Below are 14,461 nucleotides of genomic sequence, written 5' to 3' on the forward strand. Positions count from 1 at the left end.
GGCGGACAAGCATCGGACATGACGGGCGCGGAGCAAGCGGAACAGGGCCGGCTCGCCGACAACATTGCCCATTTCGCGCGGGCGCTGCGGGTGGCGGGGCTGCCCGTAGGCCCCGGCGCGGTGCTCGACGCCATATCCGCGCTTCACCTCGCCGGCCTCGGCAACCGTGACGACTTCTACTGGACGCTGCACGCCGTGTTCGTCACGCGCCGCGAACAGAGCGTCATCTTCGAGCAGGCATTCCGTCTGTTCTTCCGCCGCCGCGGCCTGATCGAAAAGCTGATCGCCATGATGAGCCCCGTGGCGCCAGCGGCGGCGGAGCACAAGCCACCCAAGCCCGGCTCGACGCGCGTCGCCGAGGCATTCGCGCCCAAACGCCGCGAGGACGAGCCGCGGCCGCAGGAGGTCGAGCTGTCGGCGCGCCTCAGCGTCTCCGACCGCGACATCCTGCAAGCCAAGGACTTCGCTCAGATGAGCGCGGCGGAAATCGCCCAGGCCAAGCAACTGATTGCCGCGCTGCGCCTGCCGGTCGACCGCGTCGTCACGCGCCGCTTCGTGCCGGATCCGCGCGGGGCGCGTATCGACGCCCGCCGCTCCTTTCGCCGGTCGCTGCGCTCCGGCGGGGCGATGATCGAGCTGGCGCTGCGCGAGCGGGCTACGCGCCACCCGCCGGTGGTGGCGCTGGTCGACATTTCCGGCTCCATGGCCGAATACACGCGCCTGCTCCTTCACTTCATGCACACGCTGGCGGAGCGCGGTCAGCGCGTGCACACGTTCCTGTTCGCCACGCGCCTCACCAACGTCACCCGCGAGCTCGCGGGCCGCGACCCGGACGAGGCTTTGGCGCGGGCTTCCAAGGCCGTGCCGGACTGGGAGGGCGGCACGCGCATTGCGGCAGCCTTGCAGCGCTTCAACCGGCTGTGGTCGCGCCGTGTGCTGTCACAGGGCGCGGTCGTGCTCTTGTTCACCGACGGGCTGGAGCGCGACGTTACCGGCGAGCTCACCTTCGAGCTCGACCGGCTGCGCCGCTCCTGCCGCAAGCTGGTCTGGCTCAACCCCCTGCTGCGCTACGACGGCTTCGAGGCGCGCGCCGCCGGCATCCGCGCCATGCTGCCCCATGTCGACGAGTTCCGCTCCATCCACTCGGTCGCCTCGATGCAGGATCTCGTAGCGGCCCTGAGCGGGACCAGGGCCGGTGACGAGCCAAAGCGCTGGTTGCGCTGACCTGCGCCACGCGCGGCCTTGTGCGCCGGCGGGCAAGGCTTACTTTGAACTGGCGTGGAGGCGAGCGACATGCTGGCAAGCGACGACGATATCCTGAGGGAAGCGGAGAAATGGCGTCGCGCCGGCAAGGGCGTGGCGCTGGCCACCGTGGTGGAGACATGGGGCTCGGCGCCCCGCCCGGTCGGCAGCCATCTCGTCATCGACGAGGAGGGCAATTTTCTCGGTTCGGTCTCCGGTGGCTGCGTCGAAGGCGCCGTGGTGACGGAGGCCCTGGACGTGATCGGCGAAACCCGGCCCAGGATGCTGGAGTTCGGGGTGGCCGACGAGACGGCCTGGCAGGTGGGCCTCTCCTGCGGCGGCCGAATCAAGGTCTATGTCGAGCCGGTGAACTGACCGGCGGCCGGGAACAGGTGCGATGCAGCTCGACATTCTCGCCGCCCTCAACCGCTCGCGCCGCGAACGCAGGGCGGCCGTCCTGGTGACGGATATGGAGTCGGGCGCACAGCGCCTGGTGGAGCCGGAGGCGATCGGGGTCGATCCCTTGGGCCCCGTGCTCGCCGAGCGGCTGGCGCAGGGCCGCAGCGGCTTGGTCGAGGCGGACGGACGCAGCTATTTCCTGTCGATCCACGTGCCGCCGGTGCGGCTGGTGGTGACGGGAGCTGTCCACATCTCGCAGGCCCTGGCGCCGATGGCGCGCCTTGCCGATATCGACGTGACGATCATCGACCCCCGCACGGCGTTTGCGACGCCGGAGCGCTTCCCCGACGTGCGGCTGCTGCCGGAGTGGCCCGACGAGGCGCTCGCGCGCGCGCCGCTCGATCGCTACACCGCCTTCGTCGCGCTGACGCACGACCCCAAGATCGACGATCCGGCCCTCACCGCGGCGCTCCGCTCGGACTGCTTCTACATTGGTGCGCTGGGATCGCGGAAGACCCACGCCAAACGGCTCGACCGCCTGCGGGAGGCGGGCTTCGGCGAGACCGACGTCGCCCGCATCCACGCCCCCATCGGCCTGAACATCGGCGCGGTCAGCCCGGCGGAGATCGCCGTTGCCATCCTGGGCGAGATCGTTGCGACGCTGCGGCGCGAGCGCGCCGAGCGGAAGCGGGCCGCATGAGGTTCGGCGCCATCCCCGTTGCCGAGGCGGAGGGCGCTATTTCGGCCCATGCGATCCATACGGGCGATGTGCACATCAAAAAGGGAACGCGGCTCACGGCGGCGCATGTGCGCCAGCTCCTGGCCCTTGGCCTGCCATCGTTGATCGCGGCACAGCTCGAGGCGGATGACGTCGCCGAGGACGAGGCGGCGGAGCGGCTCGCGGCTGCCGTGAGCGGGGAGGGCGTGCGCCTCGAGGCGCCGTTCACCGGCCGCTCGAACCTGTTCGCGACCGTCGCCGGCGTGCTCGTGGTCGACCCGGCCGCCGTCGACGGCATCAATGCGGTGGACGAGCGGATCACCATCGCGACCTTGCCGGCTTTCAAGCCGGTGGTGCCCGGCGAGATGGTCGCAACCGTCAAGATCATCCCTTACGCAGCGCCGGGCCATCTGCTGGCGCGCGCCGAGCAGGTGGCCCGCGCCGCGCATCCCGTCGTGCGCGTCGCCCCCTATGTGATCAGGCGCCTCGGCGTCGTGTCCACGGTGCTGCCGGGCCTCAAGGACAGCGTCATCGCCAAGACCCTGCGGGTGCTCGCGCGCCGTCTGGACGGAACCGGCGTGCGCATCATCGCCGAGCGGCGGGTAGCCCACGCCGGCGATGCCCTGGCGGTCGCGCTGGCGGACCCGGTACTGGCCGAGGCGGACCTCGTCATCGTCTTCGGCGCGTCCGCCATCGCCGACCGGCGCGACGTGATCCCCGCCGCGATCGAAGCGGTCGGCGGCCGGGTGGAGCGGCTCGGCATGCCCGTCGACCCGGGCAATCTGCTGCTGGTCGGCAGCCTGCCCACCGGGACGGGCCGCCGACCGGTGATCGGCGCCCCCGGCTGCGCCCGCAGCCCGAGCGAGAACGGCTTCGACTGGGTGCTGCACCGGCTGCTGGCCGGCCTCTCCGTGTCCTCCGCCGACATCGGCGCATTGGGTGTGGGCGGGCTGCTGATGGAGATCGGCTCCCGGCCGCAGCCGCGGGCCGGCGGGGCGAGCACCGACGAGGACGACACGGAATGAGCATCGCCGGCATCGTCCTGGCGGCAGGTCGCTCGACCAGGATGGGCAGCAACAAGCTGCTGGCGACCTATCGCGACCGGCCACTGGTCGTTCATGCCATCGCCGCCGCGCTCGCCAGCCCCCTGCAATCCGTCGTGGTGGTCACCGGCCACCAGGCCGCCACCGTGGCGGCTGCCATCGCCGCGGCGATGGCCGGCGGCGATCTGCCCGACGCCGCCGACCGGCTGCGCGTCGTGCACAACCCGCGCTTTGCCGACGGGTTGGCGGCATCCCTGCAGGCGGGGCTCGCGGCTCTCGGAGGCGATGTCGACGGCGCGATGGTGATGCTCGGCGACATGCCGCTGGTCACCCCGGCGCTGGTTGCCCGTCTGCTGGCGGCACATGCTGCGCATCCCGAGGCGGCCGCGATCGCGCCATTGATCGAGGGGCGGCGCGGCAACCCCGTGCTGATGATGCGGCCGCTGTTTCCTGCGCTTGCGACCCTGGTGGGCGATGAGGGCGCCCGGCGGCTTCTGGCCGGCCGAGCCGACGTGGTCGACGTCGAGATCGCCGATCCGGGCGCGGCCCTCGACATCGATACGCCCGATGCGTTGCGCGATCTGCTCGCGACGCAGCGAACCTAGAGAGCGTTTTCGAGCGAAGTGGACGCCGGTTCGCTCATAAACGTTCTAAGGGGATCGTCCGGGTGATGCGGGCATCCTGGGAGTCGATGGTGCAGGTGGCGACGATGGTCTCCACGCCGCGCGCCGTGGCCTTGGCGAAGGCGGCGGCATAGCCCGGGTCGAGATCGGCGGCGAGGCGGAAGGCCGTGGCACGCATCTGCACGACGAACAGCATCACCGCGCGGTAGCCGTCCTCGACCATGTCGCCCAGCTCGACCAAATGCTTGGCGCCGCGCAAGGTGACGCAGTCGGGAAATTCGGCGAGGCCCGGCTGGCGCATCAGATGGACGTTCTTGACCTCGACGTAGCAGAGTGGCCGATCTGGCGTGTCGAGCAGGATGTCGATCCGGCTCGACCTGCCGTATTTCACCTCGCGACGCAGCCCCGTGTAGCCCGCGAGGTCGGGCAGGATGTCATTGCGGATGGCTTCCTCGGCCAGCGCATTGGGCCGGCCGGTGTTGATGCCGACCCATTGCGGGCCGTCTCCCAAATCAATTTCCACGAGCTCCCACGACAGCGGCAGGGCGCGGGCGGGATTGGCGGAGCGGGACAGCAGCACCCGGCTGCCCGGCGCGGTGAGGCCGAGCATGGCGCCGGGATTGGCGCAGTGGACGGTGGTGACCGTCCCGTCCACCAATTCGACATCGGCGAGGAAGCGCTTGTAGCGGCGCAGGAGGCGCGCCTCGATCAGGGGCGAGGGAAACAGCATGAGCCCTGCCCCATAGCGGGCGGCGCACCACTTCTCAAGCTTGAGGCATGCGCGGCGGAGGGATAGAGGGATGGGACAGGAGGCCCCCCAATGGACCAAGAAGAAGCGGTGACCGCAGCCGTGCTCGTGATCGGGGACGAGATCCTCTCCGGGCGCACCAAGGACAAGAATATCGGCTTCATCGCCGAATACCTGACCAGCATCGGCATCGACCTCAAGGAGGTCCGCGTGGTGCCGGACGAGGAAGACGAGATCGTCGCGGCGGTGAACGCGCTCCGGGTGCGCTACACCTACCTGTTCACCACCGGCGGCATCGGCCCCACGCACGACGACATCACCGCCGACAGCATCGCCAAGGCATTCGGTGTCGGCATCTCGGAGGACGAGCGGGCCATCGAGGAGATGCTGACGCGCGTGAGCCGGGCCGACCTGACACCGGCCCGGCTGCGCATGGCGCGCATACCCCACGGTGCCGACCTGGTGCGCAATGCCGTCTCCAGCGCCCCCGGCTTCCGGCTGGACAACGTGATCGTCATGGCCGGCGTGCCTGCGATCATGCAGTCGATGATGGATTACGTGACGCCGACGCTGCGCACCGGCAAGCGCATGCTGTCGGTCAGCCTTCGTGCCGACGCGCGCGAGGGCGATGTCGCGGAGCCGTTCGGCCTGCTGGCCAAGGCCTATCCCGACGTGATGATGGGCAGCTACCCGTTCAACGACGAGCACGGCTACAACACCAACCTGGTGCTGCGCAGCCGCGATCCGGACCGACTCGCCGCTGCGAAGGCGGAGGTCGAGGCCATGCTCGCCGCGCTGCCCGGACGGGCTGGCAAGATCCCTTGACGGGCTTGAGCATTCCCGATCGGGCGTAACCGCCCGATCGGCGAAGCGCTCAGGGATCAGAGGCCTGAAGCAATCCTGTTTCGATAGCACTCGGGAGCGCTCTTGATTGCCCCCGGACGCCATCGTCTGCACCTGGGAGCCGCCGTGCGCGCTCTGCAGGTGCAACGCATCAGCGGCTGGTGCCGTCGCCGCCCGGGTTGCCGCCCGTGCTTCGATTGGGGCCGCCCTTGATGCTGCCTGTCGCGTCGGTCCGCGCCGGATCGGACGCACTGTTTGGTCCCTTGGTGCCCGAGCGCTTGCCTGAATCCATCTTCCCCGGGGCCATGGCGCCGCCATCGGCACCGCCGGTACCCATGCGGTCAGAGGTTGGCGAGTTGGCGCTGCCGCCCATGGTGCCAGCGTTTCCCGGAGCTTGAGCCAGGGCCACGGTTGCGCCACCGGCGAGAAGGGCGGCTGCGAGCGGAAGAGCAAAATGCTTCATCGGTGATATCTCCCTCGAACTAGGACACTCGGCTAACCGGCTCGGACTGCCGATGTTCCAGATTGAGGGAAGATGATTCGAATGTTAGCGAAGCTTAAGTTCGAATAAGTCATTTTGGTGCCAAAATAGGAAACATTATTTATTTCGAGGATTGTCGCAATCTATAGAATTGAATTATAGATTCGATCTTCATAATAATTATAATTTATTGAATTTACCTTTCATTTTTGCTGAGATTATCAAGTATTTCGCGTGTGTGTTCGCCAAGGCCGGGCGGCGGCCCCGCCGGCCGCTTGGGTTGGTCAGCGAACCAGAAGGGGCTCGAGATCGTGAGCCCGCCCTTGGCGGCAGGCATCGCGGTGACGACGCCCGCCACGCGCATCTGCTCGTCGCCGACGGCATCGCCGGCTTTCGCGACGACGCTGAGCGACACGCCGAGGGGCACGAGGATGGCGCGCCAGTCGATCGAGGTGCGCGCTGCAAAGGCTTCGTCCAGGAGGTCGATGAGGGCGCTCGCGTTCTGCGTCCTCGCATCGCTGCTCCGGTAACGCGGGTCCTCGACCAGATGGCCGAGGCCGACCGCCTGGGCGAGCGCGGGCCATCCACTCGCCTGCTGCGGCGGCGTCATGGCGATCGACAGCCAGCGGCCGTCCGCGCACAGGTAATGGTTGCCGAGCGGGTTGGTGGCCAGATCGCGCGGCGGCGGGTAGGCGATGGGAACGCCGGCCGCGGCCTGCTGGATGCTGACGGCGTTGGACCAGGCGCCATTGGCAATGAGGGACGAGCCGACGTGCGCCCCCTTGCCGGTGATCGCGCGGCGGTACAGCGCCGCGGCGATGGCACCGAACAGGGCGAGCGAGGCCATGTGGTCGCCCATGCCGGGGGTGGACCGGGCCGGCGGGCTGGCGTCGCCGCCGCGCACCTGATCCATCAGCCCTGATCGCGCCCACCACGCCGTCGCGTCGAAGGCGGCGACGTCCTTCTCCGGCCCGGTCTCGCCATACCCTGTGAAGGACGCGTAGATCAGGCGGTCGTTGAGGTGCGCCAGGTCGCCATAGGCGATGCCGAGTCGGTCGCGCACCTTCAGCGGCATGTTGGTGATGAACACGTCGGCGGTGGCCACCAGCCGGCGGAGCAGCACCCGGTCGTCCTCCGCCTTGAGATCGAGGGCGACGCTGCGCTTGTTGCGGGCCAGCAGGGTCCAGTAATAGGCCTCCTCGCTCGGCGGCAGCCCGGGCGTGAGGTGAAAGGTGCGCATCGGATCGCCCGAGCCGGGCGGCTCCACCTTGATCACGTCGGCACCGAAGTCCGCCAGGATGGTTGCGGCCGCCGGCACGGCGACGAAGGAGCCGGCGTCGATCACGCGCAGGCCCGAAAACACGTTCTGCTGCTGGCTTGGTTCCTGGGCGGCGTCGGCCAAAGGGCATCTCCCGATCATCATGTCCCGTCGTGCTGCGGGGCTGCCGGGAACCTGTCATGCGTCGATGAGCGCCGCAACGTCCCTCAGTGCGTGGCGTCATGCCGCTGCGGCACCGGCCGATCCGCCGATGGGTGCGCCGGCCGGATCGGATGGTCCGTGAGGCGCAGCTCGGTCAGCCGTCGAGCTCGGGATAGTGCCGGAAGATGCCCTCTTCGTTGAGGGGGATGCGGCGCGGGCTCGCCAGATAGGCGGCGACCGCAGGAATCCCCTTCACGCGCGCGGCCAGGGCGGCCACCCGGGGTGTCTCGGCCAGCGTGCGCTGCGCCGCCTGCGGGAAGGCATAGGTCAGGCCTTGCACGATCTGGAACAGGGACAGGTCGGCATAGGTGAGGTCCGCGCCGACCAGGTGACTGTCGCCCGCGGGGTTCTGCCCGAGCACGCGCTCCAGCCAGCCGAGGAACTTGGGCATGCGCTCGCGGCAGAAGTCCTGCGCGCGCCGTTTCGCCTCCTTGCGCTGATCCTCGTAGTAGAGGCCGACCGCGATCGGATGATGGCTATCGTGTGCCTCGGCCACGAGGTCGGTCACGGTGAGCTGGATCTGGTGCGTCCACAGCCGTCCGGCCTCGTCCGCCGGTGCGAGGCCGAGCTTGCCGCCCAGATGCAGCAGGATCGCCGCCGTCTGGCCGATGACGAGGTCGCCGTCGCGCAGGAACGGCGGGGCGAAAGGCGGCGTCGCGAGGTCCGCGCCCTGCATCAGGCCGAGCATCTCGTCCATCCCGCGCCGACCGCTGCGGGCCACGTCGACGTAGGGGGCGGCGGCGGCCTCGAGTGCCAGGCGAACGAACTCGCCGCGCCCCTGGATGTTCGGCCAGTAGTAGAGCTCGTAGGGCATGGACCCGTCTCCATCGTGTGTCGCCGCAGGCGAACGGATGATTCGCGACGATGTTCCGTGATCGGGCAGCCGCCGCGGCGCGCAGAAGTGACACGCCCTGTCAATTGCTCAACGTCGACGTGGGGACCATAGCCGCAGTTGCCGCGCTGCCATCATCTCTTGTCGCTGTGCTGGCTCGGTTCCGGAAGCGGCAAAAGCCGCCTGCCTATGCGGGGTGATCTTTAGTGCGGTACGCGTCGCGGCGCCGAACGCCTGGTGCTCATGGTGGAACGCGGGCAACGTCAGCCTTTGTACGCCGACTTCCAGGCCCTGATGCTGGCACCTAGCGCTCTACGAACCTGCCGCCTGTCGTCAGTCGAGCCAAGGCAGAGCTTGCGAAAGATGACGTTGGCATACTCGAAAACAGCCTTGTTCATCATAGACCGATATTCGGAAGGTAGTTTATCGCTATCAATTAGTGTAAATAAGATTTTTTTGATCCAGACTCCATCATTTTTGATGTATATATCGACGCCATATGGCATTTTATCTCGGATAAGCAATTTAAAAAGCTTAGCGCGACCCTCGTTGTCCTCGCTTAAAATGTAGAAATTGACGATACCGGATCCATTGCTAGGGCATCTCAGATTGGTGATTCTGAAGTTGATTTCACTATTAGTCGGATCGCTGGGGAAATCCCACGGCTCCGGCGCATGTGACGGGCCCGCGGCACGAGCCTGGTCCCCAAAGCACGCCAGAGCCAAGCTTACAAGGATCGCGCGCATCAGCCTCACCCCACCGAGGGCGGCTTTCGCCAAGCCCTTCTTCCGTAATCTAGGTCGTTGTCAGCGTCAGCAGTGAATATTTCGCGGCGAGGAACGCGACCACGGCAGCAATGGGTCGCCCCATGAGAATGCATGCGGACTGCCGCCAGCCCGGCTTGATATGCGTGCGGCAGTAGCCCGCGCGCGCAGCGAGCGCTCAGCCGATGACAATGAACGCGGCGAACATCTCGACGACGATTAGCGTGCGTCCACATTGGTACGTGAATCGGGCTACTCGACACAACCAATTTTAATAGGCCAACCCGGAAACGACCTAGCAGTCAGAGTCTTGGAAGCTATGAATCCGGAGCGGAGTCTGGAGCGATCGAAGTTCGTGCATAGAGACAGCGACGAAGGTCAGCAAAGCTGACAACTAGGTTTCGCAATTCGCTCTCACAAGTGACCACATCCCGATATAAAATAATTGAAAAGAAAGGAAATTTGAAGTGGTGCGGGCGGGGGGACTTGAACCCCCACGGGCCGAAGGCCCTACGGATTTTCGTACCAGCTACGGCTTTCGCCGCCGCCCGGAGGGGCGTTTGTGGTCTGGACTATCCCTTCACCTTAGCGGAAGCCTTAGGTGCTGCCCGTCTAGTCTCTACACCTTCCCCGGATGGGGCTTGGCTCGGGATTGCCAGTGAAGGTTTCCCCGAATTTGGGCAGTTCTACATCCTGCGTTTCCGCGGGAGCACTCAATCGCTCAAGTCCGATGCGTCTACCATTTCGCCACGCCCGCGTGACGCGACCTCTATAGCCGTGCTTGGGCGTGCGGCCAAGCGTCGGGTCGGCACCGGAACCGGCTCACGCCGCGGCGATACGGTGCTCCGACGGATCGCCGAGCTCTGCCGGCGTCCAGCCGTAGAGCCAGTCGTAGCGGTCGATCAGCCGGCCGCCGAGCCGGGCCATCATCAGGTTGCGGCCGATGCTGAGCGGGGCGGGCAGGTGATAGACGCGCCCGTTCAGCTGCGCCGCCCGCTGCACGCGGGTGGCCCGTTCGCGGCGGGCCTCGGTGTAGAAGGCGAGGGCCGCATCGAGCGCCGTCGTCGTTGATGGAAGGGAAGCCAGGCACTGGGCGAGCACGGCGGCGTCCTCGATGGCGAGGGCGCCGCCCTGCGCCAGGAACGGCAGCACCGGGTGAGCGGCGTCGCCCAGCAGCACGATCCGGCCGGCGTGCCAGCGCCGCAACGGCGACAGGTCCTGGAGCGACCAGATACGCCAGTCCGCGGCTTGAGCCACCAATGCCCTGATCGGCGCCGCAGCGCGCAGGAAGGCCCGGTTCAGCTGGCGGCTGTCGCCCGCCTCGGTCCAACCCGACACCGGCTCCGCGGCGCGCTGCACGGCGACGATGTTCATCTGCCGGCCGGCGGCGACCGGATAATGCACGAGATGGCAGCCCCGCCCGAGCCATAGCCCGGTTTCTTTCCGCGGCACGCCCTCGGGCACCGCCTCGGCCGAAATCGTGGTGCGCCAGGCATGGTAGCCGTGCAGGCGTGGCCGCGCTCCGGGCTCCACGGTGCTGCGCAAGCGCGACCCGACGCCGTCGGCGGCGATGAGGAGCGCACCGCCCAGGGTGTCGCGCTGCCCTCCCGCCGTCTCGATCGCCACCTGCACGCTGTCGTCGCGCGAAACGGCGCCCAGGGCCGTGCGGCCGACGAGCAGGCGGGTATCGGTGCGGCTGCGGACGGCGTCGAGCAGGATCGTGTGCAGGTCGGAGCGGGCGATCGCCAGATAGGGGGCGCCGAAGCGCTCGCGCATGCCGGCGCCGAGCGGCGCCTCGGCGAGGCGACGGCCGCGTGCCAGATCGTGCACCGTGAGCCGGGCCGGCTCGACCGCATGGCGCATGAGGGCGGGCCCGAGCCCTAAGCCGAACAGGATGCCGCTGGCGTTGGGCGACAGCTGGATGCCCGCGCCGGCCTCGTTGAGTGCGGTGCGGCGCTCCAGCACGATCGCGGCGATGCCGACCTTGGCCAGGGCCAGAGCGGCGGTGAGACCGCCGATGCCGGCTCCAGCGATGATGACGCGTGCGGCGTCGGTCATGGAAAGATCGTCCGTCGGCGGCGACCCCGCATCGCTGCCGCAGGCAGGTGTCGATGGAGCGGTGCCACTAGGCTGGAAGGGTCACGATCGTCGCGCCGGGGTGCTCGAACATTTCGGCGCTTCTTCGAATCGCTGAAACGCTCTATCTCTTTGATTTGTCGCGCTTTCTCCACGCGAACCGGCGTCCACTTCGCTCGAAAACGCTCTAGGCGGCGACCTCGTCCGCCCACTTGCACTCCGGCGGCTCGCAGCGCCCCGATCCAAGGCTCGGGTCGAACTTGTACAGCGTCGAGCAATAGCTGCAGATGGCCTCGTCCGAATCGCCCATGTCGATGAAGATGTGCGGGTGATCGAATGGCGGCCGCGCTCCGATGCACATGAATTCGCGTGCGCCCACATGGATGGTGGCGACGCCAAGGTCGTTCTGGAAATGCGGGACGCCGTGCTCGGCCATGTCGCGTTTCTCGGGGCTGGGATCGAACTGCGCCGCACCATAGGCACTTGCGCCCGATGCCGCTAGTCTCGAATAGGCGCAAAACGGTGCACGGCGGCGGCTCCGGCAGAGCTTCAGCTCTTCTCCGCCCTATCCGCGCCGTCGCCTTCGATCTCGCCGCGCCGCTGCAGCCATTGCGCCGTCTGCCAGCATAGGATCGCCCAGGCGGCGCCGACGGTCCAGCCGGCCAGGATGTCGCTCGGGTAGTGCACGCCGAGGTAGATGCGGCTGGCGCCCACGAGCAGGGTCAACGTGATGGCGAGGCCGAGCAGGTAGGCCTTCAGCCGCCGTTTGGGCTCGACGCGGGCGAGCAGCGCGCCGAGGGTCAGATAGGTGATTGCCGACATCATGGCGTGACCGCTGGGGAAGCTCCACGAGCTCGCATCGACCACGTGCGCGACGAAATCCGGACGCGGCCGGCTGAAGATCTGCTTCAGCGCCCAATTGAGCACCGTGCCGCCGCCGATCGCCGCGAGCACAAGCAGCGCGGCGTGGCGTTTGCTGGCCATGGCGAGGTAGCCCACGGCGGCGAGGGTGATCAGCGTCAGCACGGCAGTGCCGCCCAGGCTGGTGAGATCCTTGACGGCCAGTTCGAACCAGCGCGGGCCGATGGGGTCGCCCACGTCGCCCGGGGTGCGGAGCGCCAGCAGGATGGCCTTGTCGAAGCCGAGCGTTTCGCCCTCGGCAACCTCGTTGGCAATGCTGACGAAGCCGAGCAGCAGGGCCGCCGAGACGAGGAGCGCGACGAGCGCGCCGACCTCCTGGCGACCGATGCGGCTGGCAAGGCTGCGGACGGACGGGATCTGGCTCATGATCCCGGTCTGCCACGCCGGGCCGTCCGGTTCCAGTTCAGCGTGCGGGTCGGGCGATCTGCAGCCGGGCCGGATCGGCCCTGCCGTCGGCAAGCGAGGCGTAGGTGGCGGTGAGGGCCTCCGGCCCGTCGGCGTAGCTCCGCGCGAACCACGGGGCCGATAGATCGGCAAAACGGTCGAGCGCCGCGGACAGCCGCTCCTCGAACCCGCCGGGCCCCCACGCCTTCACCAGGCGCTGGATGTGGGTGGGGGCAAAGAAGGCGTCCGCGTCCTGCCCCTGCCCGGCATCCCAATGCGTGCTGCCGACCCGGATGGCGCGCACCACACCGTCGCCGAGCGCCGCGGTGACGCGCCCGGCAAGAGCGGCATCGCCCGCCAGGTCGATCACGACGCTGGGGCCGAACCGGGGCAGGCGGTCGAGGTCGTCGTAGGCCAGCACCGGCTCGTAGCGCCGCGTAGCCTCGACGAAGCCGACGTTGCGCCGGGACGTCAGGCCGGCGACCGGAACGGACCCGTGCAGGAGCGTGGCGAGGCCCAGCGCCACCTTGCTCGACGCGCTGATCACCACGACCGTGCCGGCGCCGAAGAAGGCGTTCTCGCGCAGGAAGGCGTCGAGCACGAACGAGGCGATCAGCAGTGGCCGGAACAGGGCGTCGTTCTCGAGACGGACAGCATCGTTATCGTGCGTGGCCGCATACTGATTGTAGACCGGGTTGAGCCCGGCGCGGTGGGGGCTGTCGTCCCGCAGGCCGAGCCGGCTGCGGCTCGCCAGAATGGAAAAGCGGCTGCCCATCGGCACCAGGCCGAAGTAGCGCTCACCCGGGCGGACGTCGTCGTGGCCCGATGCAACGACGACGGCGTGCCCCCATGCCGGGATTCGTCCCCAGCCGGCCGCCGCCGGGAACAGCTGCCAGTAGCCGAGCGTGTCGCCGGTGGCCGCGTAGGTGAGGTTGTTGGCGCTGAGCGCAAAGCGCTCCACCGCCAGCACCACCTCGCCCGGTTCCGGTGGCCGGCCATCGACCTCGGCGACGACCCGCGTCCGATGAACGTCGGTGCGGGCGACCTCCAGCGTCCAGCTGGTCGCGGCGGGTCCGTGTTGAATGAAGCTTGCCATGGCCGCGGCATAGCCGAACGGCGCGGGCCGGGCGATCACGAAGGATGCAACGCCGATTGCGCGGCCCGCACGCGGCGGCGCGCCCTCGTCGTCCGGTGCTGCAATTGGCCCCATCATAGGAGCGAAAACTGGCCGTTTACCCCGGACCGGTTCCGGACAATGGTGGAGACCCGAAGGAGCCTCCGATGTATATCCCGCCCGCATTCCGCGAGAGTGAGCTGCCGGTCTTGCACGAGATGATGCAGGCGGCGCGGCTTGCCAACCTGGTCACCGCGACGCCCTCCGGCCTCATCTGCACGCCGCTTCCGCTGCTTCTGGATCCGGGCGAGGAGGAGCATGGCGTGCTCTATGGCCACCTCGCCCGCGCCAACAGCCAGTGGAAGGAGCCGGTGATCGGGGACGCCTTGGCCCTGTTCAACGGCCCGGATGCCTACGTCACCCCGTCCTGGTACGCGACCAAGCAGGAGACCGGGAAGGTCGTCCCGACGTGGAACTACATCGCCGTGCACGCCTACGGGCCGGTCGAGTTCTTCGAGGACGCCGACCGTCTGCTGGCGGTGGTGACCCGGCTGACGGAGCTCCACGAGCGCCCGCGGGCCCAGCCCTGGGCGGTGAGCGATGCGCCGCCGGAGTTCGTCAAGGCACAGCTGCGGGGCATCGTCGGCCTGCGCCTGCCGATCGCGCGGCTGGAGGGCAAGCGCAAGATGAGCCAGAATCGCGGCGCTGCCGATCGGGCCGGCGTCGCCGCCGGGCTCGCGGCGAGCGCGGATGCGAACGACCGGGGCGTCGCGGGCCTCATCCCACCCTGACC

Annotated in this window: 16 protein-coding genes; 7 read left to right on the forward strand and 9 right to left on the reverse strand. The window is 68.3% G+C overall.

Annotated features, from left to right (window positions below; translation table 11 throughout):
- Positions 1–18: 18 nt before the first annotated feature.
- From IEW34_RS23935 to IEW34_RS30725, 5 genes are all read left to right on the forward strand, one after another.
- Positions 19–1,224 carry a vWA domain-containing protein gene (locus IEW34_RS23935; RefSeq protein ID WP_188611745.1) on the forward strand — a complete coding sequence of 402 codons (1,206 nt, stop codon included), beginning with the start codon at positions 19–21 and terminating at the stop codon, positions 1,222–1,224.
- Between the two features lie 69 nt (positions 1,225–1,293).
- On the forward strand, positions 1,294–1,617 hold the full coding sequence (locus IEW34_RS23940) for an XdhC family protein (protein WP_188611746.1): 324 nt from the start codon (positions 1,294–1,296) through the stop codon (positions 1,615–1,617).
- Positions 1,618–1,639: 22 nt separating this feature from the next.
- Positions 1,640–2,341, forward strand: a complete 702-nt coding sequence (locus IEW34_RS23945) for an XdhC family protein (RefSeq protein ID WP_188611747.1) — start codon at positions 1,640–1,642, stop codon at positions 2,339–2,341.
- Positions 2,338–3,384 (forward strand): molybdopterin-binding protein, encoded by a 1,047-nt coding sequence (locus tag IEW34_RS30720; protein ID WP_244642166.1) that lies wholly within the window; start codon positions 2,338–2,340, stop codon positions 3,382–3,384. The genes IEW34_RS23945 and IEW34_RS30720 overlap by 4 nt, the downstream gene beginning before the upstream one ends.
- Entirely contained in the window at positions 3,381–4,007 is a 627-nt protein-coding gene (locus IEW34_RS30725; RefSeq protein ID WP_244642167.1) for a nucleotidyltransferase family protein, read from the forward strand. The genes IEW34_RS30720 and IEW34_RS30725 overlap by 4 nt, the downstream gene beginning before the upstream one ends.
- A gap of 34 nt (positions 4,008–4,041) precedes the next feature.
- Here the strand turns inward: IEW34_RS30725 and sfsA are convergent, their stop codons facing one another.
- On the reverse strand, positions 4,042–4,755 hold the full coding sequence (sfsA, locus tag IEW34_RS23955; protein ID WP_188611748.1) for a DNA/RNA nuclease SfsA: 714 nt from the start codon (positions 4,753–4,755) through the stop codon (positions 4,042–4,044).
- A 90-nt stretch (positions 4,756–4,845) separates the two neighbouring features.
- Between sfsA and IEW34_RS23960 the strand changes: the two genes are divergently transcribed.
- A complete protein-coding gene (locus IEW34_RS23960) occupies positions 4,846–5,598 on the forward strand; it encodes a competence/damage-inducible protein A (RefSeq protein WP_188611749.1) in 753 nt (250 codons plus the stop codon).
- Between the two features lie 169 nt (positions 5,599–5,767).
- Here the strand turns inward: IEW34_RS23960 and IEW34_RS23965 are convergent, their stop codons facing one another.
- The 8 genes from IEW34_RS23965 to IEW34_RS24000 all read right to left on the reverse strand — a co-directional run bounded on the left by IEW34_RS23965 (position 5,768) and on the right by IEW34_RS24000 (position 13,689).
- Positions 5,768–6,079 carry a hypothetical protein gene (locus tag IEW34_RS23965; protein WP_188611750.1) on the reverse strand — a complete coding sequence of 104 codons (312 nt, stop codon included), beginning with the start codon at positions 6,077–6,079 and terminating at the stop codon, positions 5,768–5,770.
- 214 nt (positions 6,080–6,293) lie between these two features.
- Positions 6,294–7,499 carry a CaiB/BaiF CoA transferase family protein gene (locus IEW34_RS23970; RefSeq protein ID WP_188611751.1) on the reverse strand — a complete coding sequence of 402 codons (1,206 nt, stop codon included), beginning with the start codon at positions 7,497–7,499 and terminating at the stop codon, positions 6,294–6,296.
- Between the two features lie 172 nt (positions 7,500–7,671).
- Positions 7,672–8,391, reverse strand: a complete 720-nt coding sequence (locus IEW34_RS23975; protein WP_188611752.1) for a glutathione S-transferase — start codon at positions 8,389–8,391, stop codon at positions 7,672–7,674.
- A 281-nt stretch (positions 8,392–8,672) separates the two neighbouring features.
- Positions 8,673–9,188 carry a hypothetical protein gene (locus tag IEW34_RS23980; protein WP_188611753.1) on the reverse strand — a complete coding sequence of 172 codons (516 nt, stop codon included), beginning with the start codon at positions 9,186–9,188 and terminating at the stop codon, positions 8,673–8,675.
- An 807-nt stretch (positions 9,189–9,995) separates the two neighbouring features.
- Positions 9,996–11,231 carry an FAD-dependent monooxygenase gene (locus IEW34_RS23985; protein ID WP_188611754.1) on the reverse strand — a complete coding sequence of 412 codons (1,236 nt, stop codon included), beginning with the start codon at positions 11,229–11,231 and terminating at the stop codon, positions 9,996–9,998.
- Between the two features lie 205 nt (positions 11,232–11,436).
- Positions 11,437–11,685, reverse strand: a complete 249-nt coding sequence (locus tag IEW34_RS23990; RefSeq protein ID WP_188611755.1) for a zinc-finger domain-containing protein — start codon at positions 11,683–11,685, stop codon at positions 11,437–11,439.
- 113 nt (positions 11,686–11,798) lie between these two features.
- A complete protein-coding gene (locus IEW34_RS23995) occupies positions 11,799–12,536 on the reverse strand; it encodes a phosphatase PAP2 family protein (protein WP_188611756.1) in 738 nt (245 codons plus the stop codon).
- A gap of 37 nt (positions 12,537–12,573) precedes the next feature.
- Entirely contained in the window at positions 12,574–13,689 is a 1,116-nt protein-coding gene (locus tag IEW34_RS24000; protein ID WP_188611757.1) for a DUF2855 family protein, read from the reverse strand.
- 146 nt (positions 13,690–13,835) lie between these two features.
- Between IEW34_RS24000 and IEW34_RS24005 the strand changes: the two genes are divergently transcribed.
- Complete coding sequence (locus tag IEW34_RS24005) at positions 13,836–14,459, forward strand: FMN-binding negative transcriptional regulator (RefSeq protein ID WP_188611758.1); 624 nt, start codon at positions 13,836–13,838, stop codon at positions 14,457–14,459.
- Positions 14,460–14,461 lie beyond the last annotated feature (2 nt).

It is taken from the genome of Chelatococcus reniformis, assembly GCF_014640075.1.
Taxonomy (GTDB): Bacteria; Pseudomonadota; Alphaproteobacteria; order Rhizobiales; family Beijerinckiaceae; genus Camelimonas; species Camelimonas reniformis.